13 protein-coding genes and 6 pseudogenes are annotated in these 23,081 nt (G+C 70.3%); 9 read left to right on the top strand and 10 right to left on the bottom strand.

All coding sequences use genetic code 11. The features are described from left to right. Positions 1 to 237 precede the first annotated feature (237 nt). A pseudogene (locus tag ABZ919_RS38850) lies at positions 238 to 738 on the top strand (YfbM family protein). A gap of 125 nt (positions 739 to 863) precedes the next feature. On the opposite strand, the gene nrfD reads toward ABZ919_RS38850, so the two are convergent. The 4 genes and pseudogenes from nrfD to ABZ919_RS38830 all read right to left on the bottom strand — a co-directional run. Continuing rightward, positions 864 to 1,925, bottom strand: a complete 1,062-nt coding sequence (gene nrfD / locus ABZ919_RS38845) for an NrfD/PsrC family molybdoenzyme membrane anchor subunit (protein WP_361258156.1) — start codon at positions 1,923 to 1,925, stop codon at positions 864 to 866. Beyond that, entirely contained in the window at positions 1,922 to 2,941 is a 1,020-nt protein-coding gene (locus ABZ919_RS38840; RefSeq protein ID WP_361258153.1) for a 4Fe-4S dicluster domain-containing protein, read from the bottom strand. Before ABZ919_RS38840 ends, nrfD begins: the two co-directional genes overlap by 4 nt. Further along, positions 2,938 to 6,228, bottom strand: a complete 3,291-nt coding sequence (fdh, locus tag ABZ919_RS38835) for a formate dehydrogenase (protein WP_361258150.1) — start codon at positions 6,226 to 6,228, stop codon at positions 2,938 to 2,940. Before fdh ends, ABZ919_RS38840 begins: the two co-directional genes overlap by 4 nt. A gap of 228 nt (positions 6,229 to 6,456) precedes the next feature. Further along, a pseudogene (locus ABZ919_RS38830) lies at positions 6,457 to 6,930 on the bottom strand (transposase); the annotation flags it as partial. Between the two features lie 405 nt (positions 6,931 to 7,335). Between ABZ919_RS38830 and ABZ919_RS38825 the strand changes: the two are divergent. Continuing rightward, positions 7,336 to 8,130, top strand: a complete 795-nt coding sequence (locus ABZ919_RS38825) for a PIG-L family deacetylase (protein ID WP_361258147.1) — start codon at positions 7,336 to 7,338, stop codon at positions 8,128 to 8,130. Positions 8,131 to 8,596: 466 nt separating this feature from the next. Here the strand turns inward: ABZ919_RS38825 and ABZ919_RS38820 are convergent, their stop codons facing one another. The 6 genes and pseudogenes from ABZ919_RS38820 to ABZ919_RS38795 all read right to left on the bottom strand — a co-directional run bounded on the left by ABZ919_RS38820 (position 8,597) and on the right by ABZ919_RS38795 (position 13,395). Next, entirely contained in the window at positions 8,597 to 9,250 is a 654-nt protein-coding gene (locus ABZ919_RS38820; RefSeq protein WP_361258144.1) for a class I SAM-dependent methyltransferase, read from the bottom strand. A gap of 35 nt (positions 9,251 to 9,285) precedes the next feature. Further along, positions 9,286 to 9,567 (bottom strand): annotated as a pseudogene (locus ABZ919_RS38815) (transposase); the annotation flags it as partial. A 74-nt stretch (positions 9,568 to 9,641) separates the two neighbouring features. Beyond that, positions 9,642 to 9,821, bottom strand: a pseudogene (locus ABZ919_RS38810) (conjugal transfer protein); the annotation flags it as partial. A 491-nt stretch (positions 9,822 to 10,312) separates the two neighbouring features. Beyond that, positions 10,313 to 11,015: pseudogene (locus ABZ919_RS38805) on the bottom strand (helix-turn-helix domain-containing protein); the annotation flags it as partial. Between the two features lie 136 nt (positions 11,016 to 11,151). Then, positions 11,152 to 12,018, bottom strand: a complete 867-nt coding sequence (locus tag ABZ919_RS38800) for a metallophosphoesterase (protein WP_361258141.1) — start codon at positions 12,016 to 12,018, stop codon at positions 11,152 to 11,154. A 105-nt stretch (positions 12,019 to 12,123) separates the two neighbouring features. Then, positions 12,124 to 13,395 (bottom strand): helix-turn-helix domain-containing protein, encoded by a 1,272-nt coding sequence (locus tag ABZ919_RS38795; protein ID WP_361258138.1) that lies wholly within the window; start codon positions 13,393 to 13,395, stop codon positions 12,124 to 12,126. A 148-nt stretch (positions 13,396 to 13,543) separates the two neighbouring features. On the opposite strand from ABZ919_RS38795, the gene ABZ919_RS38790 reads away from it, so the two are divergent. From ABZ919_RS38790 to ABZ919_RS38760, 7 genes and pseudogenes are all read left to right on the top strand, one after another. Next, a complete protein-coding gene (locus ABZ919_RS38790; RefSeq protein WP_361258135.1) occupies positions 13,544 to 15,013 on the top strand; it encodes an AMP-binding protein in 1,470 nt (489 codons plus the stop codon). A 3-nt stretch (positions 15,014 to 15,016) separates the two neighbouring features. Next, entirely contained in the window at positions 15,017 to 16,822 is a 1,806-nt protein-coding gene (locus tag ABZ919_RS38785; protein ID WP_361258132.1) for a DUF3556 domain-containing protein, read from the top strand. Then, positions 16,819 to 18,228: an NAD(P)/FAD-dependent oxidoreductase gene (locus tag ABZ919_RS38780; RefSeq protein ID WP_361258129.1), complete on the top strand. Its 1,410-nt coding sequence runs from the start codon at positions 16,819 to 16,821 to the stop codon at positions 18,226 to 18,228. Before ABZ919_RS38785 ends, ABZ919_RS38780 begins: the two co-directional genes overlap by 4 nt. Before the next feature lie 950 nt (positions 18,229 to 19,178). Further along, positions 19,179 to 19,661: an ATP-binding protein gene (locus ABZ919_RS38775; protein ID WP_361258126.1), complete on the top strand. Its 483-nt coding sequence runs from the start codon at positions 19,179 to 19,181 to the stop codon at positions 19,659 to 19,661. Between the two features lie 236 nt (positions 19,662 to 19,897). After that, positions 19,898 to 21,046, top strand: coding sequence for a helix-turn-helix transcriptional regulator (locus tag ABZ919_RS38770; protein WP_361258123.1), 1,149 nt, complete (start codon positions 19,898 to 19,900; stop codon positions 21,044 to 21,046). After that, positions 21,030 to 21,203, top strand: a pseudogene (locus ABZ919_RS38765) (DUF397 domain-containing protein); the annotation flags it as partial. The gene ABZ919_RS38770 and the pseudogene ABZ919_RS38765, both read left to right, overlap by 17 nt. A 492-nt stretch (positions 21,204 to 21,695) precedes the next feature. Next, positions 21,696 to 23,039, top strand: coding sequence for an NAD(P)-binding protein (locus tag ABZ919_RS38760; protein WP_361258120.1), 1,344 nt, complete (start codon positions 21,696 to 21,698; stop codon positions 23,037 to 23,039). The last annotated feature ends 42 nt before the right edge of the window (positions 23,040 to 23,081 follow it).

The following is a 23,081-nucleotide window of genomic DNA, read 5'->3' as shown; positions in this document are numbered from 1 at the left end:
CCAGCGTCGACTGCGTACCGAGCAGCGCGCAGCGAAAGCAGACGTACGCTTTCCAACCGTGTTGGTGCGGTGCTGGACGATGTGCGGGAGCGTTCACCTGGGCACATCGGGGGCTCGTCACTAGACTGGGATCGGCGCCCGGTCTTGGTGGGAAGTCGGTGAACCGGGCTGAATGAGACGGAAACTGAGATGGCCCGTTCGGCGGCCCTTGTCAGTGGCCACGCCTAGTCTCGGACCATGAGCATGATCGGTGAGTACCTGCGTGTCACTGCTGCTGAGCTTGATCGAGCGATCCAAGACCCCGACTGGGCTCTGGGCTTCGTAGAAGAGGTCCAGGATGCCGAGGAAGAGACGGAGCCTGCGCCGGCCGAGGCGCGCCACTTCAGCACGTACAAGACCTGGGACATGCTCCGCTTCCTGCTGGCGCACGCAGAGTTCCCCGTGAACGTGATCCACGGCGAGGAGCCGTTCGCCGAGGACGAGGACTGGGGCTACGGGCCTCCGAGGTACCTACGGCCTGACCGGGTCCGGCTCGCGGCGGAAGCTCTGAGGGCTACCAGCTATGACCAGCTCGTCAGCGGCGTGGATCCTGCCGAACTGACCAGCGCCGAGGTCTATCCCCTTGGATGAAGTGAGCCCGGCTCACTGGAATGGGGGCGCCCCTGGTACGACGGCCTCACACAGTTCTTCGAGGCTGCTGCCAGGGCGGACGACGCGATGCTCGTCTGGCTGGACTGACGGGCCCTCGACGGCGATGAGACCTCAGCTTGGGAAGCTGAGATGATCTCAGACTCCCTGTGGGCCTGACCTGCGGCGGAGGGGTCTCGACGTCTGGGGGCGGGCCCGTTGTGGAAGCCCAGGCGTCATTCGGCCTGGTCACCATGCCGGTGCTGCCCGCCACGGGCGTTCAGACGTGCGCGTTGGGGAACCACGACGTAGGCCGGGTCCTTGGTCGAGGCGACGCCCGCGTCGAAGGTGCCGAACCGCTGAAGGGCGCTGCCGGCCAGCAGGGCGAGCCCGGCGGCGGCAGCGGCGGGGCGGCTGCGGCGGGCGACGGTGACGGCGGCCAGGGCACCGGCGAAGGTGAGGTATTCGGATGCCCGGCGCAGCCGACGGGCCCGGCCTCTGGTGTAGGCCTTGGTCTCCAGGCCCGGCCGGCGTTCGATCAGCCGGGCGGCGACGAGTTCGGCACTCGCCCCGAGGGCCGCGAGCTGTCGGGCGGGGCCCGCCTCGTGCAGGGGGGCCAGCAGCATCCCGAGCCCCGCGCCACTCGCCGCCGCGGACCCCGCGAACAGGAAGGGCAATTCCCGGCGTGCCTCGTGCCAGGCCGGCACAGCCGTCTGGGAGAGCAGCACCGCGGTGTAGGACGCCAGAGCGGGCGCGAACGCGGCCGAGGACAGGCCTCCCAACCGGCCGACCCGAGCCGGCAGGCGGCCGGGCAGCATGGCGCGCAGGGAGCTCGGCAGCAGCTCGGTCATGGCGGCCAGGCCGCTGCCGGGTCCGTAGGCGACAAGGATCCACGTGCCGACGGACATCGGTGAACTGGGTTTGGCCACCCGCAGCATGTGGTGGAAGCGTTCGGGACGACCGAGGTCTGCGATCAACAGGTAGCTGCTGACCAGCAGGGCACCGAAGCCGCCCAGGCGTCCGGCGCGGCATAGGGCCGGACGGCCGGTCAGGTCGGCGCCGGCGGCTAGCAGGGCGGCACCGGCCGACAGGCCGCCGGTGAACAGGTAGGCCGGCACCTTCCACTCCCACACCGGCGGTTTCAGTACCGGCCGCCCGTAATAGGAGCGGAACTCCGAGTCCGCTACGACGCCCTGGGTCTCGTGTCGGTCGCGGCCCGCGCCGAACGTGGGCCCATGCAGGTCGGCGGCGCCCGCGTCGCTGCGCGGCTCGCGCAGGGGGCCGTCGTCGTCGTTCATCGGCGACCCTCCCTGACGAAGACGGCGGCGGTGGCCGCGAGCAGAGCGGAGGCCGCCACCGCGGCGTGCTTCCACATGGACGGCAGGTCACGCGTGGGCACGACGGGGTCCGGCGGCAGTCCGTAGGCCTCCGGTTCGTCGAGCAACAGGAAGAAGGCGCCGTCGCCGCCCACTCCGTCCTCGGGATCGCGCCCGTACAGCCGTGCCTCGCTCACGCCCGCCTCGTGCAACTGTTCCAGTCGCCGGTCGGCCCGCTCCCGCAGTTCGTCGAGCGGCCCGAACTGGATGGAGTCGGTCGGGCAGGCCTTGGCGCAGGCGGGTTCGAGGCCGCCGCGCAGGCGGTCGTAGCACAGGGTGCACTTCCAGGCCCGGCCGTCGTCGGGCCGCCGGTCGATGACCCCGTAGGGACAGCCGGACACGCAGTAGCCGCAGCCGTTGCAGATGTCGGGCTGCACCACCACGGTGCCGAACTCGGTGCGGAAGAGCGCTCCGGTGGGGCAGACGTCGAGGCATCCGGCGTGGGTGCAGTGCTTGCACACGTCGGAGGACATCAGCCAGCGGAAGTCGGTACGGGTGTCCGCGCCGGTACCGGCGCCGGGCAGGTCGAAGGAGGGGAAGCCCAGGTCGACGGGCTCGGTGCCCAGTTCGCCACCGCCCCGGGGCGCGTCCCGCAAGGCGTCCGAGACGACCTCGGCGGTGTGCTCGGCGGCCGAGGGCCCGGTGGGCAGGTCGGACAGGCCGGGGTCCTGTCGTCCCAGTGGGCGTTCCTGCTCGATGAAGGCGACGTGCCGCCAGGAACTCGCGCCGAGCATGCCGGTGTTGTCGAAGGACATGCCCAGCAGGTCGAGGCCGTCCTCCGGGACGTCGTTCCACTCCTTGCAGGCGACTTCGCACGCCTTGCAGCCGATGCACACGGATGTGTCGGTGAAGAAGCCGACCCTGGGCGGGTGGTCGCGGTGGCCGGCGTCCGCGGCGGGGTCCTCGAGGGGCCCGTACAGACTGTGCTCGTCCGTCATGGGGAATCCTCCCTCCGGTGGGGCTCGGTGTGGGTCGGCCTGTGGTCGTCGCCCGTCGTCACGATGCGGGTGCCGGTTTCCGGTGTGATCCCGGCCCGGCGGCGGTAGTCCTGGACGTATGCGAGCAGGGCGGGGCCCCTGGGCCGTCGTCCGGGGCGGATGTCGCAGGTCAGGACCTTGCTCTCCTGGATCAGTACGTTCGGGTCGGCCACCACTCCGACCAGGTCGTTGACGACGTCGCCGGTGGTGAGCCCGACGCTGCCCCAGTGGTAGGGCATCCAGACCTGGTGGACGGTCCGGTCCTCGACACGAATCGGCGCCATCCGGTCGGTGACGAAGACGCGGGCCTCCACCGCTGTCCGGCTGGTGATCACGTGGGCCCAGTCCAGATGGCGCAGGCCGCGTTCGGCCGCCAGCTCCGGCGACACCTCGACGAACAGCTCGGGCTGCAGCTCCGACAGGTACGGCAGTTGGCGGCTCATGCCCCCGGCGGTGTGGTGCTCGGTGAGCCGCGACGCCGTGAACACGAAGGGGAACACCTCCCCGTGCGCCTCGGGGGGAGCCGGGTTGGAGGGGTTGTCACGGCGCCCGTAGACCTTCCTCGTGGGGTTGGCCTGCTGGCCGTACAGGAGGTTGCGCACGGGCGACTCGTGCGGCTCGTAGTGGGTGGGCAGCGGGCCGTCCGCCAGGCCGGTGGGCGCGAACAGCCACGCCTTCCCGTCGGACATCATGATGAACGCGTCCTCGCCGCTCAGGGCCTGCGGCCCCGATGCGCCCTCGGGAGGCCGGTAGCGGGGCGGCTTGTCCTGCTCGAAGTCCGGGGTGTCGTGTCCGGTCCACTCCCCGCGGTCCTCGTCCCACCAGACGAGGGCCTTGCGCTCGCTCCAGGGCCTGCCCTGCGGATCGGCGGAGGCACGGTTGTAGAGCACCCGCCGGTTCAACGGCCAGGTCCAGCCCCACTCGGCATCGTAGGGCCCCTGCTCGAAGCGGGATTTGCGGCGCCGGGCCTGGTTGGTCTCGTCGGCGTACACGCCGCTGTAGATCCAGCAGCCGCAGGCCGTGCTGCCGTCGGCCTTGAGGTCCGGGTAGCCGCCGACGGTCCGGCCGGTCCGCAGGTCGATGCCGTTGATATGGCGCAGCACGTCCGCCGCGGACGGTTCGTCGCCCTCGGTGCGGTAGTCCCAGGAAAGGTCGAGCACGGGCCGGTCGCGGTCGTCGGTCGAGCCGGCCAGTCTGTCCTTGACGCGCCTGCCGAGGTGGTAGAAGAACCACAGCTCCGACCGCTGGTCGCCGCTTGGTTCGACGGCCTTGTCCCGCCACTGCAGCATCCGCTGGGTCTGGGTGAAGGTGCCGGCCTTCTCCACGTGCGAGGCGGCGGGGAAGAAGAACACCTCCGTGCGGCAGCGCTCGGTGACGATCTCCCCGGTCTCGACCTCGGGGGCGTCCCTCCAGAACGTGGCGCTCTCGATCATGGTCAGGTCGCGGACGACGAGCCAGTCGAGGTTGGCCATGCCGAGGCGCTGGAGGCGGCCGTGCGCGGACCCGACCGCGGGATTCTGACCGAGCAGGAAGTAGCCGAAGACCTTCCCGTCGACCATGTCCATGGCGGTGCGGTAGGTGCCGTGATCGCCGTTGATGCGGGGCAGGTAGTCGAAGCAGTAGTCGTTCTCCGCTGTCGCCGCCTCACCCCAGTACTCCTTGAGCAGGGAGATCAAGTAGGCGTCGGCGTTGCCCCAGAACCCCTTCTGGTCGGGGCGGCGAATGCCGTCCAGGTAGGCGGTCAGGTTCTCGTGGGTGGTGTCCGGCATCGGCAGGTAGCCGGGCAGCAGGTTGAACAGGGTCGGGATGTCCGTGGAGCCCTGGATGCTGGCGTGCCCGCGCAGGGCGTAGATGCCTCCGCCGGGGCGGCCGATGTTGCCCAGCAACAGCTGGATGATCGAACCGGTCCGGATGTACTGGGCGCCGACGGAGTGCTGGGTCCAGCCGACGCTGTACACCAGCGCGGCGGTGCGTTCCCGGCCGGAGTTCTCCGTCCAGGCCCGGCACACGTCCAGGAACCGTTCCCGGGGCACCCCGCAGATCCGCTCGACCATCTCCGGGGTGTAGCGGGCGAAGTGCCGCTTGAGCACCTGGAAGACGCAGCGTGGGTGCTGCAGCGTGGGGTCGGCGGCGATGTCTCCGACGGCTCCCTCGACGACCGGGCCCCCGGCACCGTGCTGGTAGGCCGCGGCCTGCTCCTTGTGACGCTTGCCCGGGCGCTCCTCGGCCTCGATGCCCTCGTACGTCCAGCTGGAGGGGTCGTAGGAGGCGGTGTGCGGGTCGTAGCCGCTGAACAGTCCGTCCAGGTCCTCGGTGTCCTGGTAACGATCGCTCAGCAGGAACGGGGCGTTGGTGTACGCCTGGACGTACTCCCTGAAATGGAGGTCGTTGGACAGGATGTGGTTGATGACGCCCCCGAGGAACGCGATGTCGGTGCCGACCCGCAGCGTGACGTGCTGGTCGGCCAGCGCGCTGGTCCGGGTGAAGCGCGGATCGATGTGGATGACCCTGGCGCCGCGTGCCTTGGCCTCCATCACCCACTGGAAGCCGACCGGATGGGCCTCGGCCATGTTCGAGCCCATGATGACGATGCAGTCGGCGTTGATCAGGTCCTGCTGGTAGTCGGTGGCGCCGCCGCGTCCGAACGAGGCTCCCAGACCGGGAACCGTGGCGGAGTGTCAAATACGCGCCTGGTTCTCGATCTGGAGCGCGCCCAGAGCGGTGAACAGCTTTTTGATCAGATAGTTCTCTTCATTGTCCAGCGTCGCGCCGCCGAGACTGGCGATGCCCATGGTGCGGCGGAGTGTGTTCCCGGAGTCGTCGGTGTCCTGCCAACCCCTGCGACGGGCGTCCAGCACCCGGTCGGCCACCATGTCCATGGCCGTGTCCAGATCGAGGTCCTGCCACTCGGTGGCGTACGGCGGACGGTAGCGGACCTTCTGCTCACGCTGCGGGCCGGTGACGAGCTGCTTGCTGGCGGATCCCTTCGGGCACAGCCGGCCGCGCGAGATCGGGCTGTCCGGGTTGCCCTCGATCTGGATGACCCGGTCGTCCTTGACGTAGACACGCTGCGCGCAGCCCACGGCGCAATAGGGGCAGACGGAGTCCGCGACTCGGTCCGCGCGGTCGGTGCGGGGTCCGAGAACTGCCGAGCGCGGGGACTCCGCCGCCTTGCCCCGGCCAAGCCGGTCGGGGCCGGTGAGCTGCCGGTATACGGGCCACTGACCGATCCACCGTTCCAGGCCCATACGCTCGCTCCTTCATGGGTGGCATACGCCTTGATCAACGCTACTCGCGCGGGGACCGAGTGCAAGTCGACGTCGGGCGGTGAGGCACCGGTGCAACGACGGCGCCGATGGATCAGTGCGGAGCGCCTGACTGGGCCGGTGCCCGCGACGCCCGGCCCGTGTGAGCCGCCTCACCGATCGCTGCCGGATCAGGCTCTCGAATTGCCTGGTCAGGGGATGAGTAGAGTCCGACTCCATTGGCCGGTTGCGGAAGGCGGCGACCTGCTCGTCCAGGTGCTTGGCCATCGCGGGCACCTGGGACTTCGACAGCTGCGTGACGCCGAGGGACTCGGCGAGTTTCTCGACGCGGCGGGTTGAGACACCGAGCAGGTAGGTGGTGGCGACCACCGAGATGAGGGCCTGCTCGGCCCGGCGTCGTCGTTCCAGTAGCCAGTGCGGGAAGTAACTGCCGGACCTGAGCTTGGGGATGGCGAGTTCGACGGTGCCGGCGCGGGTGTCCCACTCGCGCGGGCGATATCCGTTGCGGTGGTTGACTCTTTCGTCGCTGACCTGCCCGTATTCGGCGTTGCAGAGAGCGTCGGCCTCCGCGGACATGAGTGCGTCGGCGAACGTCTTGACCATCGCGCGCAGCAGATCGGGACTCGCCACGGCGAGGTTGTCTTCCGCGAGAGCGTGCAGGGGCAGACAGTCGGGTGCGGTCATCGTGCTGATCTCCTTCGGGCTTCGACACCTCGAAGATCAGCCGGTGGCCGTTCATCCATGCGGGCATCATCCCGACGCCGGAGCAAACCCCCGGATCAGGTCGAACCCGTACACCACTTCCTTGGACGCAACCGTCCTCCCCACCCATCGACGCGGCTCGTTCGGCCAGAATTGAACCCCAGCTCTCCCACCACTCTCCCCAGCTCCCATCCCGTACGCCGCGGTCAGGGGAGGGCTCGGCAGCGGAGCCGCAAGGGCATCCCGGCCGAGCCTGACTGCGCAAGTGCGTCGGTGTACACGGTCGTTGATGTCACTCTTGGATGTCAGCGCAATCTGGGCCCCGTCCGGCGGACCATGTGGAAGGGGCATGAGACACCGATGAGCGCCGTGGTTCAGGATGGGTCCATGGCAACCGTCCTGGCATTTCACGCGCATCCGGATGACGAGGTATTGCTGACGGGTGGCACCCTCGCCCGCGTCGCGGCCCATGGGCACCGCGTCGTGATCGTGGTGGCCACGGATGGCCTGATGGACGCTGCTCCGCAGGGTGAGGCGCCGCGCCTGGACGAACTTCGTGCGAGTGCGGCCGTGTTGGGCGTGGCACGTGTGGTGCACCTGGGATATGCAAACAGCGGACACGGCGCGGTTCTCTATCCGGATCCACCGGACCGCGCACGCTTTGTCCGGGCGGACACCGAGGAAGCGGCCGAGCGGCTGGCCGCCGTCCTCCGCGAGGAGCGCGTAGAGCTGCTCCTCAGCTACGACGCCAACGGTGGATACGGCCACCGCGATCACGTCAAGGTGCACGAGGTCGGCAAGCGTGCCGCCGAGTTGGCCAGGGTTCCTCGGGTGTTGGAGGCGACTATGCCGCGCGATGTCGTGGACCGTCTGACGAAACTGGTCCGCCTGCTGAGGATCCCGTTTCGGTTCGACGCAGACGCGCTGCGCACCGCCTACAGCCCGCGCGCGGCCATCACTCACACAATCGATGTCCGTGGGTTCGCCGGGCAGAAACAGGCGGCACTTGCCGCGCATCGCTCAGAGGTATCGGGGACTGGCCGGCTTGCTCCCGTGATGAGGATGCTGGTTCGTCTTCCGGCCCCCGTCTTCGGGTGGCTGCTCGGCACGGAATGGTTCGTTGAGGCCGGGGCAACGACCACAGGCAAGGCCGTCGGCGACATCTTCCAGCAGACGTCGTAGCGTCCGGCTCGGCTCATGGGCGGGCCCTGTCGGGGTGGATCGGCGCAACGAGTGGGCAAGGGCGAAGACCAGCTTGGGAAGCTGCGGCCATATGGGGCCCGTCTTGACACTGACCTGTGCGAACGGCCGAGATGGGGCCTGGCGGGGCCGACCGCTTTCACCGTGGTTCCCCGCTGTCCCCCGCTCGATCTGGTGCGCTTGTTGTGCGGTGCAGGTTATGCCGGCCGTGCCTGGGCTTGCTGGCTTCAGCTACCAGGCTGCGGTCTTGAGAGGGTGTCCGTGCCAGTGGACCCTTTCCATACAAACGCGCTTCGGCCGCTGTATGGGCCCGTTGCGAAGGAGACAGTTGCGTGGACACCCTCTCGGTAACGCTGGTCTCGGCGTCAACCTCAGGCGCCATCTCCGTGGTTCTCGTCCGGCTGACCAGTCGGGAGTAATGGTCAATACCTGTGGATCTGAGCTGCGCTCATGGCGGTGTGGGCTTGCGGGCGAGGATCTGGATCCCGGTTGACTCGTGACCGTTCATGGTGGGCACCGTGATAGTCCGGGTGTCGATGGTCTGGAACCCGGCAAGCAGGGTGGAGAACCACTCGCGGGGGTGGTGGCGGCAGACCGCACCGTCGCCGGTTTCGAACACGCCATAGCTGCCGTAGTGATCAGCATGGCGGCCGTAACGGCTGCGGTTGCGTTCGTCGTCTTGCAGCAGAAGATCGCTGATGTAGATGATCCCGCCGGGCTTGAGGATGCGGTTCAGCTCGGCGATCAGCCGGTGCTGGGCTTCATCGCCGGGGACGCAGGTCAGCACGGCGAAGAGCAGAACCGCGTCGAAGCTTGCGTCTGGACAGGGCGAGGCCGGTGGTGCCTCCAGGGCGGCGAAGCGCATGGTGGGGTGCAGGCGGCGTGCCCGACTGATCATTTCCGGTGAGGCGTCGACGCCCGTGAGATTGCCGAAGCCGCGCTGTTCGAGCTCCTCCATGATGCGGCCGTAGCCGCATCCGTAGTCGAGGATCGCGGCGTGCCTGCTGATCCCGTCGAGCCAGGGCAGATGGAGCGGGTGGGTGAACGTCTTCGTGGCCGCGGCGGCATCCCAGTAGGGAACCTGGCTGTCGAGGTTGGACATGGCAGATGCCTCTCTGGGCGCTTGGCTGAAGCCGATCATGCTGCCACGGCGGTAGGGCGTTCGACGAGCCGGCCGCGCTCGAAGCGGGCTCCGGCACGGACGAGGGCAACGAGGTGGGGTGCGTTCACGGCCCGCCACCGCTGCTGGGCGGACTCGACGAGCTTGAAGACCATGGCCAGGGCGGCGGTGCGGGAGCCGGCCCCGCGGGTGACCTTGGTCCGCAGCCGGACGGTGGAGAACGTCGACTCGATCGGATTCGTGGTCCGCAGATGGATCCAGTGCTCGGCCGGAAAGTCGAAGAACGCCAGCAATTCCTCTTGACGGAGAGCGCCGTGTACGGGGCGGGGGAGAGGGCCGACAGGTGCACACCGGGCGCAAGGTAGCGGCTCACCTCTCCGGCACCGGTCAGATACGCGGCGACGAACTCCCCGATAGCGGACGACCGATCGCCTTCCGCAACGCTCACCCCGCAGGGCGACTTCGGCACCTCGGCCCGGACCGGGCCGGCCACCACGCCGGGCGCACCGGTGACGGCGAACGAGGTACCCCAGCGGTCCGCAGCGACCGGCACCGTGTAGTACCGCAACCGTCCGTCGGAGTACTGCACAGCCACCGTCACCGCCCACACGCCGCCTTCGCGCTGCGCACCGCCGTCACCAACTGAGGCGCCGGCTGCGCACCCGCTGCCGGATCGGGCAGCTCGACGTCCGGGGCCATCGATTGCGCAAGCCGCGCCTGCGCAGTCGTCGCGTCATCGGCGCGGCTGCGCAGCCACGCGCTGAGGAACACTTGCGCAGAGCCGCCCGGGTCGGCGGCGGCCGCGGTGCGTACGGTGGTGGGCTTGGCCGCCGTGGCCGCCTGAACCTTGGTCGGGGTTGAGGCGATGGCGACGGCCAGGGCGACGGGGCCGGCCGCGATGAGTGTCCAGACCGCCAGGCGCGAGAGGCGGACGCGGCGCCGCATCGACTCCAGCCGGGCGCCGGCCGCAATCGGAGCAGCCGCCTGGCTCTCCGAAACCTGATTGCTAGGAGGCATGGTCGAAACTCCCAGGTCGGGCCCGTTGTAGAACCTGTCGCGGGTGAGGGCCAGGGCGGCGAAGAGATGCCGTACCCCGCCGTAGCGGTTGTAGGTGGCCCGGCGCCTGCGGCGGGGTACGCGGTCGGGGTCCTTGCGCCTGCCACTGCGTTCGGCCCACTGCCGTCCCGGGTGCGGCATCAGGTTGAGCGGCCCGAACTCATCTATGCAGAACACCACGTCGGGCGCGCCTTCTTCGGGTATGACCTCGCCGTCGGCGATGGCCTACAGGTGCTCGACACGGGCCTTCTTGGCCGGGTAGTCCGGATCGCCGGAGGTCTTCCAGGTCTTCAGGCGTTGAAAGGAGACGCCTTCCTCGCGGAGCAGGATGGGCAGGCCTCGTGGCTGATGTCGTCGACCGCCCCCCGGCGACCAGGAAGTCTGCCAGCTTGGTCAGGCTCCAGGTGGAAAACGGCAGGCCGTGCTCGGTGGGCCTGGACTTGGCCATCTTCTTGATCTCGCGGCGCTCGGGCAGGGTAAAGGTCTTCGGCCGGCCACCCTTGTACTACGGGTAGAGCGAGGCGAAGCCGTCGGTGCGGAAGTTGTGGATCACGTCGCGGACCCGGTCCGTGCTGGTGAACGACACCCCGGCGATCTTCGCCACCGGCATGCTCTGGGCTGAGAGCACCACCATCTGGGCCTGCCGCCAGGTCACCACCGAGCTGGTGCCGCGGCGGATGATCCGCAGCAGGCTCCGGCCCTCCTCATCGTCAATCTCGCGCACGCGCACCGGTTCGGCCGCCAGGCCGGCATGGCCGATGCGTGCCGCCCACCCCTGTACCCACCGACGTCACATCCGCCTGGCGCCGCTTACATTCACTTCGGACTCACCCGGTGGGGCCGAGGTCCTCGATGACCTGCCGCATCTCCTCCTCATCGGCTTCGTAGACCGTCTCGCCCACGCGGGGGTCACGGGCATGAAGGGTGTGGATGAGCGGTCCGTTCGCCGTGCCGAGCTGGACCAGGGAGGCCGAAGGGCCGTGCACGGCGCGCTCGGTGCCGGGCCGGGCGGTCAGGTCGATGCGGCTGACCACCCCGGGCGTGACCCAGACCGTCGCCTGCTCCAGATGCCCCAAGATCTGAAGGTGAAAGTGGCCGCAGAGGATGAGCTGCACATCGGTCCCGAGGATCACCGCGGCCAACTCGTCGGCATTCTGCAGACCCAGCGCCCGCTGCACCTCGACCTCCAGCGCAATCGGCGGGTGATGGAAGCCCAAGATCGTTCCATGCGGCGCAGGCGCGGCCAGTACCTCGCGCAACCAGTCAAGCTGGGCACGGCTGATCTGGCCGTAACCCTTGCCCGGCACGAGCGAGTCGAGGGTGACCACGCGCCAGCCGTCGATCGTGCTCGCCGCGGCCCGCTCGCCGTCGGGCCCGTCGCAGACCGCGTCGGGGCGGGTGTGGCCGCAGCCGAGCACCTCGGTGAACGCCGCCCGCTCGTCATGGTTCCCGGTCGCGTAGAACACCGGTGCGCCCCGCTCCTTCGCGTAGCCGCCAAGGAGTTCACGAGCTCGCGAGTACCCCTCACTGGATCCGTCGTCCGCGACGTCACCCGTAACGATGACAGCATCAAGGTCGTTCAGGTGGACCAGGTCGGCGAGCAGGCGCCGCAGTGCCGCGGTGCCATCGGCACCGTCGGTGTCGGGGCCCCCTGCACGGTCGAGGTGCGTATCGGACAGATGAAGAATCTTCATCTCGTCAACCTAACGGTCCGGGGAGTCCGCCGGGAGATCACCCTTCATCCGAGGCAAACGTTGCCCGACACGGCACTAGGAAGCCGCCCAGGTCCCCCCGGGGGGTCAGCCCTCCGGCAGCACCGCGTCCCCCAGCCAGTGCGCCGCGACCAGCGCGAGCTCCAGGTCGAGGCGGTCGTCCTCCAGCGGGCGGCCGCGCTGCGCGACGGCGCGGGCAACGCGGTACTTCACGGTGTTCTTGTGGACGTGCAGACGGTCGGCCGCGGCTCCGAGGCTGCCGCGCTCCTGGAGCAGTGCGAGCAGGGTCTCGCGCAGCCGGGCGGCGCTCTCGGTCCGGGCGGCCAGCCCGCCCAGCGAGGTGGTCACCAGGCGGCGGGTGCGGGGGAGGTCGGCCGCGAGGAGCGCGGCGGCGCGGACGCCTGGGTCGGTGTAGCTGACGAGCGGGGGCGGCTCGCCGCTGCCGGACGTGGCCAGCCGGAAAGCCTGAAGGGCGTCCTCATGGGTGTACCGGAAGCCGGCCAGTCCCCGGGCCGGGGCGCCGAGCGCCGCGTGCACGCGGGGCGTGGTGCGCTGGTCCAGGGCCGCAGCGGCCGCCACCGCATCGGCCGTCGTCTTGCGGCCGAGTGGGAACCAGACCCAGGCCGAGGCCCGGTCCTTCGCCCAGAAGACCGGGCTGCCCACGGCGCCCAGGGCGTGCCCGAGCCGGCCGGCTGCGGACTCCAGGTGCGGCAGGTAGCCCGGTGTGTCGTGCCCGCTCGCGGTCCACAGCACCGCGCCCAGGTGCTGCTGGTGCAGACGGGTGCCCAGCGCGGCCTCTGCGGCGGATCCGTCGACCGCCTCTCCGGCCAGGATGCGCTCCAGGGTCTCCGCCCGGACCGTGCTGCGGTGGGAGAGCCAGCGCTCCCGCTCGGCCTGGTACTCCGCGATGACCTGCTCGGAGATCGTGTCAATGTAGACGAAGTTGAGCCTGAGCAAGGCGCGCACGGCGGCCAACGCCCGCTTCGGGTCGGGGTTTTCGCGGACCAGCTCCTCGACCGACCAGGTCAGGTGCAGGTGCTGTCCGAGCCGGTACGCGCGCACCAGCGCGGTGACGGAGACGCCGCGCTGGGCCAGCCGGCGCGCGTACTCCCGGGCCTCTGCGGGGGCCGCGAGCGCGCCGAGCTCCAGTTCGCCGCGGTAGAGCGCGCTCGCCGCGCGCAGGTTGCTCTCCACGCTCCGCGCGAGCAGCGCCCCGGTCATCCGGTCCTGCGGCAGTTCCGGGATCTGCTCCTCGAGGGCGGTGGTCATGGCCGTGGTGAGGTCCGGCAGCTGCTCGGCGAGGGCCGTACCGATCACGCCGACGTCGGCGGGCACCTCCACGTCGTATCGCTGTGCCATCCCGTCCCTCCATCACAGCCCCACCGGCCAAGGAATGCGGCCCTGGGGGACCATTCTGCCCCTATTCCTTGTCTTCCGAGGACAGTGTCGGCCGTCACAGGTGTCCCTACCTTCGACCCAGCACCCCTGGAAGGACGGGAACCCCTCCATGACGACCCTGGCTTATCTCCCCTGGTCCGCCGACCCGGCCCACGCCGACCGCCCGTGCGTCCGCGACGAGCGGCATGAGCTCACCTACGCGGAGTTCGCCGCGTGGGTTGAGGCTGCGGCCGAGCAGTTCGCCGAGCGCGGCATCGGGCGTGGCTCGGTCGTCGCGGTTATGCTTCCGAACCGCGTCGAGCTCCTCGTCGCGATGGTCGCCGCGTGGCGGCTCGGCGCGGCCGCGACGCCGGTCAACCCGGCGCTCACCGCCGAGGAGGCTGACTACCAGATCACGGACGCCGACAGCGGCCTCGTCGTGAACCTCGGCCCGAGCGCGCCCGACGGCGGCCGGCCCAGCCTCGCCGCCGACGAGCTGCGGCGTGTGCCGGTGGGCACGACGCTGCCCGCGGCGCGGACGTCACCGGACGAACTGGCCCTGCTCGTCTACACGAGCGGCTCGACGGGCCGGCCCAAGGGCGTGATGCTCGACCACGCCAACCTCGAGGCGATGACCTCGATGATGGCCGACCTCATGCGGCTCACCGCCGACGACCACTGCCTGCTCTTCCTCCCGCTCTTCCACGTCAACGCGCTCTGTGTCAGCTTCCTGACGCCGATGCGCACCGGCTCCCGGCTCACGGTGCTGGGCAGGTTCACCGTCGACGGCTTCCTCGACGCCGTCGAGCGGCACCGCCCGACGTACTTCTCGGGCGTGCCCACGATCTACGCCATGCTGCTCGGGCAGCCGCGCGACGCCGACTTCTCCTCGGTGCGGTTCGCCGCGTGCGGGGCCGCGCCGGCCTCGAAGGAGCTGCTCGACGCGGTCGAGGAGCGTTTCGGATTCGTGCTGGCGGAGGGCTACGGCCTGACCGAGTGCACCTGCGCGGCCACGAGCAACCGCTGGTGGGACGAGCGCAGGGTCGGCACGGTCGGCCCGGCCTTCCCAGGGGTGCGCGTGGAGGTCATGGCCCCCGACGGCGTGATCCTGCCCCGCGGCGAGCGCGGTGAGGTGGTCATCCAGGGGCCCAACGTGATGCGGGGCTACCTGAAGCGACCAGAGGCCACGGCCGAGACCCTGCGCGATGGCTGGCTGCACACCGGCGACGTCGGCGTCCTCGACGAGGACGGCTACCTGCGCATCGTCGACCGGATCAAGGACATGATCATCCGCGGTGGGGAGAACATCTACCCCAAAGAGATCGAGGCGGTCCTGCTCTCCCGCGAGGGCGTCTGCGAGGCCGCCGTGATCGGCCAGGTGGACGAGCGGTTCGGCGAGGTCCCGTTCGCCTACGTGGCGCTCCAGCCCGGCGCCGCCGTCACTGCGGAGGACCTGGCCGAGGCGTGTGCCTTGAACCTGGCCCGCTACAAGGTGCCCGTGGGCGTGCGCATCCTCGACGCCCTCCCCAAGAACCCCGTCGGCAAGATCGACAAGCCTGCGCTGCGCCGGCAGCACGAGACCGTCACCACCGGAGTGTGAGGCATGGCCTTCAAGACCCCCGTCTTCCCCGCGGTCGACCCCGAGGAGTTCGTGCAGCGCCCGTTCTTCGAGCGGGTGAAGGTGCTGAGCGCCTTCTGGGCCCAGAACGGCTTCGGCAGCCCGCGGGTGCTGCACCTGCTCTACATCCTCAAGCTGGTCGGACTCTCCACGATCGGCGGCCTGTTGGTCGTAACCACCACCTCCGACATCGGCGGCCTGCTCGACGTGCGCCAGTGGTGGGACGAGCCGATCGTCTACCAGAAACTCGTGCTGTGGGTGGCACTCCTGGAGGTCGTCGGCGTCGGGGGCGCCTGGGGCCCGCTCACCGGCCACTTCAAGCCGATGTACGGCGGAGCCCGCTACTGGCTGCGGCCGGGCACGATCCGGCTCCCACCGTGGCCGCGCGTGGTGCCCTTCACCCGCGGCGACCAGCGCGGTGTCGTCGACGCCCTGCTGTACGCCGCGATCCTGGTCAGCCTGGCCGTGGCGATCGTGCTGCCCGGCGCCGGCACCGACGCGCTGTTGGCGGGCCGGCCCGACGTGACCGGTGGCCTGGTACGGCCTGTGCTGTTCGCGGTCCCGGCCGTCCTGCTCGCGCTGCTCGGCCTCCGGGACAAGGTTCCCTTCCTGGCGGCGCGAGGCGAGCAGTACGTCCCGGTGATGGTCGTCTGCGCCACACTCGACTTCACCGACATGATCATCGCTGCGAAGCTGATCATCGTCACCGTCTGGGTGGGTGCCGCCGTCTCCAAGTTCACCCGCCACTTCTCCTTCGTCGTCCCTCCGATGGTGTCGAACGCGCCGTTCACGCCCAGGGCGATGCGGCTCAGGCACTACAAGAACCCGCCCGAGGACCTGCGTCCCTCCGGCTTGGCCCACTTCATGGCGCACGTGATGGGTACACTCGCCGAGTTCGTCGTCCCGCTCGTACTGCTGTTCAGCACCAACCAGGAACTGACCCTCGTCGCCGTGGTGTGCATGGTGCTCTTCCACCTGTTCATCACCTCGACGTTCCCGCTGGCGGTGCCGCTGGAGTGGAACATCCTGTTCGCGTACATCGGGATCTTCCTGTTCGCCGGGCACCCGGCCGGCGAAGGCTACGGCCTGCTCGACTTCAGCGAGCCGTGGATGCTGCCGGTGATCGCAAGTGCCCTGCTGTTCTTCCCGGTGCTGGGCAACCTGCGCCCGGACCTGGTCTCCTTCCTGCCGTCGATGCGGCAGTACGCCGGAAACTGGGCGTCGGCGGTCTGGGCCCTGGCGCCGGGTGCCGAAGAGCGGCTCAACGAGCTGCCGATCCCGGTCCAGACGCACAACCGGCAACTGCAGGCTCTCGGCTACTCCGCCCCGATGGCCGAGATGGCGATGCAGATGTTCATCGCCTGGCGCTCGATGCACAGCCAGGGCAAGGGGCTGCTGTCGGTGGCGCGGGCCTATCTCGGTGACGACCTCGACACGTACACCGTGCGCGAAGGCGAGGTCGGCGCCAACCTGGTCGTCGGCTGGAACTTCGGCGACGGCCACCTCCACGACGACCAGCTGATCGAGGCGATCCAGCGGCGGCTGCACTTCGCCCCCGGAGAGTTCGTGGTCTTCTGGGTGGAGTCCCAGCCGATTCACCGACCCCTGCAGGAGTACTTCGTGATGGACGCGGCCCTCGGCATCGTCGAGCGCGGCCGGTGGGACGTGCGCGACCTCGTCGACCAGCAGCCCTGGCTGCCGAGCGGGCCCATCCCGCTCGAGGTCACATGGCGGCACCCGGAGCACCACCCGGCGTACCCGACGGCAAGCGGTGAGGAGGCCCTCGCATGACGACGGCGATTGTGGTCGGCAGCGGGCCCAACGGGCTCGCCGCCGCCCTCACGCTCGCCGCGGCGGGCCTGCAGGTCCGCGTCATCGAGGCCGCGGACGTCCTCGGCGGCGGCATCCGGTCGAGCGAGCTGACCCTGCCCGGCCTGGTCCACGACGAGTGCTCAGGCATGCACCCCTTGGCGCCGTGCTCGGCCTTCGCGGAGCGGTTCGACCTGGCCGGGGCCGGCCTGACCTGGCGCTGGGCCCCGGCCGAGTTCGCGCACCCGCTCGACGACGGGCGTGGCGCGGTGGCAGTGCGGTCGGTGGCCGAGACCGCCGCCGGGCTCGGGAAGGGGGGCCCCGGGTGGCAGCACACGTTCGGGCCGCTCACCGAGCGGTTCGGGACGATCAGCCAGGAGTTCCTGCAGCCGGTGCTGCACATACCGCGGCACCCGCTCCACCTGGCTCGGTTCGGAGCCTACGCCGGACTGCCGGCCACGCTGCTGGCGCGCCGCCTCCGCACACCGGAGGCCCAAGCGCTCTTCACCGGCGTCGCCGTGCACTCCTTCCGGCCCCTGGACACGCTCGCCTCCTCGGCCATCGGGGTCGCGCTGACCACGGCCGCGCACGCCTTCGGCTGGCCGGTCGCCGAGGGCGGTTCGGCCGCGATCCGGGACGCGATCCTGGCCCGCGCGGCCGAGCACGGCGTGCAGTTCGAGACCGGCCGCCGGGTGGCCTCACTCGACGAGCTGGGCGGCCCGGACCTGGTCATGCTGGACACCTCGCCAGCCGCGGCCGCCCGGATCGCGGGCGACCGGATGCCGCGCCACGTGCGCCGCGCGTACCTGAGGTACCGCCACGGGCCCGGCGCGTTCAAGGTCGACTTCGCCGTCGAAGGCGGCGTGCCGTGGGCGCACGAGGGTTCGCGCTCGGCCGGCACGGTGCACCTCGGCGGCGGCGTGAAGGAGATGGCGGCCGCCGAGAAGGACGTGGCCGCCGGCCGGATGCCGGCGCGGCCGTTCGTCCTTGTCGGCCAGCAGTACCTCGCTGACAAGACCCGCTCGGCCGACGACGTACACCCGCTATACGCCTACGCCCACGTGCCGGCCGGCTTCACCGGCGACGCGACCGAGGCGATCACCGCGCGGATCGAACAGTTCGCCCCCGGCTTCCGCGACCGCATCCGGGCGACGTACGTACGTTCCACGACGCAGATGAGCCGGCACAACGCCAACTACGTGGCCGGTGACATCGTGACGGGTGCCAACGACGCCTGGCAGCTGGTGTTCCGGCCGCGCCCGGCGCCCGACCCATACGCCACCGGCGTACCTGGGGTCTACCTCTGCTCCGCCGCGACCCCGCCCGGCGCCGGCGCCCACGGGATGTGCGGCTACAACGCCGCGCAGCGCGCACTCGCCCGGCTCTGAGGAGATCAAGGTGCTCCAGCGCTTCCCCGCCGGGTATGTCATCCGCTGGGCGAGGCGATCCAGCAGTTCGGCAACACAGTCAGCGTCAACGCCGTGTGCTGGCTGCACGAACGGCTCCTGCCCAGCCTGGCACTGGCTGCCTGTCCCACCCGCAGCGGCACGGGCCGTCGAGAAGGACCTGGACGACAAGCGCGCGGCCGCGACCGCTCGTGCCGCAGCCCTGACGTGGACCGGGGACGCCAACGACATCAAGGGCGCCACCATTCTCCTCGTCGACGACGTTCTCACCAGCGGGTCCCAGCTCCAGCACGTCGCACTCCGGCTCCGGGCGTCCGGCGCCGCCGACGTCCGCGGACTCGTTCTCGCACGAGTCCCCTGGAGCGGATGACCCCGCCCCCGCCGCTTTGAACGGTCCTGCCGACTGGCTCCGGTCGGTAGGTCAGCGCCGTACGCGCCGTTCGTCTCCTCGGGCCGCAGCGATTGACGGCGCGCCACTCGGGTCGGACGACGGACGCGCTGCCCGCGACCGGACGGATACCGCCGATATACCGCCGCTCTCCCCCGGTCGTGCAGGGTGAAGCTCGGACAAGCCGCGGTGGAGCCGCTGCCTCGGTGAACGGCTGTCGGGAGGGCATCGATGTCTGGAAACGCAGGGAGCGAACGTCCCTCGCCCGGGATACCGGGTGTCGACGACGGCGGGCCCCCGGTCAGCGCGCTCCGCGTCGACGCCGTGCCGGGGCGCCGAAGCGCCGATCGCACCATTGCCCGCAGATCCCGAGCGTCAGCGGCCCCCACGCCCGCCCACTGCGGCAGAGGGGCGTGTCATGACCTATCTTCATGATCCGCATCACCGTGCGGTACCTCACGAACAGTCGCATGGCGGGCAGGTGCCTCGGCAGCGGTCGGCCACGCCGTACCCCCGTGACGACCGTGAGGCGGCGGGCTTCCGGATGCCGATCGACACCGGCGCCGAGGCGGGGACGACCGGCTTCCACAGCTTCGTGTGCTCCGACTGCAACCTCGGCTTCGGCCGGCATGTGCACCTCCACCTCCGGTCGGCGGCGTCCGAGGTCGGCAAGGCGCGCGCGGCGGTGGGCGAGGCCCTCCTCTCCTGGGGGTGCCCGTCCGGAGTCGTCGACGACAGCCGCTTACTCGTCAGCGAGTTGCTCGCGAACGCGATCAAGTACGCACCCGACACTTGGATCACCCTGGACCTGATGGAGATCGGTGACCGCCTGTTGGTGGAGGTCACCGACGGGTCCGCGGCACAGCCCGTCGTCCACCGGGCGGGTCCCCAGGAGGAGCAGGGCCGAGGGATGTTCCTCGTGCAGGCGATCGCGTCCGCCTGGGGTGCACGCCGGGACCGCCGCGGCCGTAAGACCACCTGGTGCACCGTCGCCATCGACGGGAGCGGCGGGACGCCGCCTCGATGACCTGCGTGGGCCGGCCAGGGGCCGCGTCGCGGCTCCGTACCGATCGCCGTACCCCGGGCGGCGACCGGCGACGCACACGGCGGAAGACGCGAACGACAAGACGCGAACAGCAGAAGACGAATACACCTCCGAACACCCGGCATCGGCCTGAGCCGGCACCGGTGGTCGGGCGGGCCGCAGTTCCTGAGGGAGGACCAGTGAACGGCGTGACCGGAAGCATGGGCCGGAGTTCATCCGTGCTGGAACACAGCCACCTGTACGCGTGGGAGGTGCACCAGGTCTGCGACAGCAGACACCAGCAGGGTCCGTGCGGTACGTGTGCGACGGAGCAGAGCGCACGGGCCTGTATCGAGGCGGCCCTGTCCGCCGTGGCCCGCCCGGGCGTGCATTCCTGGGGGCTGCTCAGCCGCGTTCCGGCGGCGCCGCGGCAGCCGAAGTCGTCCTGGCTGCCTACGCCGATCGCTCGGGCCGCGCTCGGGCCGGACGGGACGGTGGCCTGGCAACCGCCGGCCGGCCGGGGACTGGTACCGGTGAGGGCGCCGGAGGCCGGCCCGACGCAGTCTCGCGGTGAGAACCTGCCCTCCGCACTGGCCCGCTTCGGGGGCACGGTGCAGCGGTATCGGTTGGCGGCCGGACTCGCCCGCCGGGAGGTCGCCGAGCGGTTGCGGTGCGCCGAGGCGGAGGTCGAGCGGGTGGAGAACGCCGAGGGGATGCCCTCCCGCGGCTTCGCCGTCGAGGCCGACCGGCTGCTCGGCGCGGACGGCGCCTTGGCAGCTCTGTGGCCCTCCCTCGTCAAGTCCGCCTATCCGGACTGGTTCTGGCAGGTCATCGAGTTGGAGCAGCAGGCGAGTTTCGTCCAGGAATTCGAGACTGTCGCCATTCCCGGTCTGCTGCAGACCGAGGCCTACGCCCGGGCCGTCTTCACCACCGCCCATCCGGTGGCCCCGACGCTGCAGATCGAGCAGTACGTGACCGCCCGCCTGGACCGGCAGCGCATTCTTGAGAGACACGACCCACCGCAGATCATGATCACCCTCGACGAGGCGGTGCTCCGTCGGCGCGTCGGCGGGAGCCGGACCATGAGCGAGCAGCTCGGACACCTGGTGACCCTGGCCGAGCTGCCCAAGGTGCACCTTCAGGTCATCCCGTTCAGCGTGCGCGAGCACCCCGGGGGCATGACCCCGTTCCGCATCATGGGCTTCCGGGAAGGCCCGGACGTCCTCTACGGGGAGTCGTTCATCGGCGGCCAGGTGACCAACGACGCCCATCATCTCCGGCAGCATCAGCTCGCCTTCAACCTCATCCAGGCCAACGCGCTGTCCCCCCAGGACTCGCGCACCCTCATAAGTCGGCTGCGAAAGGAAATCGATGGTGGACCCGACTGAACTGCACTGGCGCAAGAGCAGCTACAGCATGGGAAACGGAGGGAACTGTGTGGAGGTCGCCGATGCCGGACACGCCGTCTGCGTCCGGGACAGCAAGGACCCCGATGGCCCGGCATTCGGATTCGGCCGGGAACAGTGGCAGGCATTTCTTACGGCCCTGGGAGACGGCGGGGGTTGGGCACTTACCCGCCCGGTGGCACCGTCCACCGCCGGACGCACCCGAACGGCCGCGCCGCGGCTCCTCCTGAAGCGGCAGGACGTTTCGTCAGGGGCCGCCACCCCACGTCCGTGCCCCCGCCATGCGCCTGACGGGCACTGGGAAGTCGTTCCCCTGGGCCGCTCGTACTGGCTGGCGGCACAGGTCGCCGTCCGTGAAGTGGCCCATGCCACATCGCACTTCTAGACTGCCCCGGTACCGTGAACTGTCGCGGCACCACTTTCACCGGGGTTGTGGAGGCTCCGTGAGGCGACCCACGCACGCACGTGGATGTACGGCGCGCCCTCGAGCCGCCGACGCCGGATCCCGGCGCGGGACCCGGCCGCCCTGCGCGCCGCGGCCCGGTGCGTCTTCGTCGCGGCGCCGGGCACGCCAAGGATTCGATTCTCCCACTGGCTGAGGCCGGTGGTTCCCTCGAAGGAAGGTCCGACCATGGGTTCGGTCGGTGCACAGGCAGTGGTCATCGGCGGGTCGATGGCAGGACTTGTCGCGGCGCGTGCGCTGGCCGACCGGTTCACCCGGGTGACCGTCGTGGACCGGGACGCTCTGCCCGGGGACGCGCGAGACCGGCGAGGCGTGCCGCACAGTGGCCATGCGCACGCATTGCTGGTCAGCGGGCAGAGCACGCTCGAAGAGCTGTTTCCCGGTCTCACCGACGACCTCGTCGCGGGCGGGGCGGTGCCCTTCGATCCCGGGTCGGACCTGCTCTTCCACCAGATGGGGGGCCATCGGACCCGCTGTGCCACCGGACTGCAGGGGATCAGCCTCAGCCGCGCCTTCCTGGAGCACGCGGTACGGGCCCGCGTGGCCGCGTTGCCCACCGTGGAGATCCGCGACCTCCTCGCGGTGTGCGGGCTGACCGGGTCCGCCAGCAGGGTGACCGGGGTCGAACTGGACGGGGGCGAGGTCCTCGCCGCGGATCTGGTGGTGGACGCGACGGGACAGAGCGGTACGCGGTCCGACCGGTGGCTGCACGCCCTGGGCTGTTCGACCCCCGAGGTGGCCACCGTCAAGGTGGACGTCGGATACGCCACCCGCGTGCTGCGGCGCGGTGCCGACGACCGGTTGCTCGACGACGTACTGCTCTACCTGATAGCCGGCGTTCCCCCGCACGACAAGCGGGCGGCCGCCGTCTTCCCCGTCGAGGGCGACCGGTGGATGGTCACCCTGGCCGGCTGGCACGGCACCCACGCGCCTGTCGATCCGCAGGGGTTCGCGAAGTTCGCCGCCGAGCTGCCGACCCCCCACGTCGGAGAACTGGTCGCCCGCGCCGAGCCGGTGGGTGAGGAGGACGCGCGACGGTTCACCTATCCGCAGGCCCGGCGGCGTCTCTTCGAGCGGCTGCGGCAGCCTCCCTCGGGCTATGTGGCGATCGGTGACGCCCTGTGCAGTTTCAATCCGGTGTACGGGCAGGGCATGAGCGTCGCCGCCCTGGAAGCGGTGGAACTCGGCCGCTGCCTGGACCGGTTCGGCACCACGTCCTCAAGGATGGCCCGCGCCTACTACCGTGCGGCGGCCAAGGTGATCGCCGGCCCCTGGCAGGTGGCGACGGGCGGCGATTTCATGTACCCGGAGACGGTGGGCCGCCGGCCGCCCGGCACCGACCTGGTGAACCGCTATGTCCGCCAGGTGCTGCTGGCCAGCCATGTCTCGGTGGACGCGCACCGCGTCGTCCTCGACATGCAGCACCTGCTGGCTCCGCCGAGCGCGGCCCTGCGGCCCGCCACGGTCGTCCGCAGCCTGCTGGCCGCCCGCCGGTCGCCGGCCCGCGGGTGACGTACGCTCTCCGGCCCTGAAGCGCGGCGCACCGGCGCCGCG

Origin of the sequence: Streptomyces sp. NPDC046759 (genome assembly GCF_040645475.1) — a bacterium.
Classification (GTDB): Bacteria; Actinomycetota; Actinomycetes; order Streptomycetales; family Streptomycetaceae; genus Streptomyces.
The sequence above is the reverse complement of the archived record's forward strand: the minus strand, read 5'-3'. Positions and strand labels throughout refer to the sequence as shown.

What these genes read in the sequence shown, in the direction of transcription:
- ABZ919_RS38820 (WP_361258144.1), bottom strand. Translation starts at nt 9,250, where the DNA reads ATGTCCAACCTCGACAGCCAGGTTCCCTACTGGGATGCCGCCGCGGCC.
- ABZ919_RS38790 (WP_361258135.1), top strand. Translation starts at nt 13,544, where the DNA reads ATGACGACCCTGGCTTATCTCCCCTGGTCCGCCGACCCGGCCCACGCC.
- ABZ919_RS38785 (WP_361258132.1), top strand. Translation starts at nt 15,017, where the DNA reads ATGGCCTTCAAGACCCCCGTCTTCCCCGCGGTCGACCCCGAGGAGTTC.
- ABZ919_RS38775 (WP_361258126.1), top strand. Translation starts at nt 19,179, where the DNA reads ATGCCGATCGACACCGGCGCCGAGGCGGGGACGACCGGCTTCCACAGC.
- ABZ919_RS38795 (WP_361258138.1), bottom strand. Translation starts at nt 13,395, where the DNA reads ATGGCACAGCGATACGACGTGGAGGTGCCCGCCGACGTCGGCGTGATC.
- nrfD (WP_361258156.1), bottom strand. Translation starts at nt 1,925, where the DNA reads ATGAACGACGACGACGGCCCCCTGCGCGAGCCGCGCAGCGACGCGGGC.
- ABZ919_RS38840 (WP_361258153.1), bottom strand. Translation starts at nt 2,941, where the DNA reads ATGACGGACGAGCACAGTCTGTACGGGCCCCTCGAGGACCCCGCCGCG.
- ABZ919_RS38825 (WP_361258147.1), top strand. Translation starts at nt 7,336, where the DNA reads ATGGCAACCGTCCTGGCATTTCACGCGCATCCGGATGACGAGGTATTG.
- ABZ919_RS38760 (WP_361258120.1), top strand. Translation starts at nt 21,696, where the DNA reads ATGGGTTCGGTCGGTGCACAGGCAGTGGTCATCGGCGGGTCGATGGCA.
- ABZ919_RS38800 (WP_361258141.1), bottom strand. Translation starts at nt 12,018, where the DNA reads ATGAAGATTCTTCATCTGTCCGATACGCACCTCGACCGTGCAGGGGGC.
- ABZ919_RS38780 (WP_361258129.1), top strand. Translation starts at nt 16,819, where the DNA reads ATGACGACGGCGATTGTGGTCGGCAGCGGGCCCAACGGGCTCGCCGCC.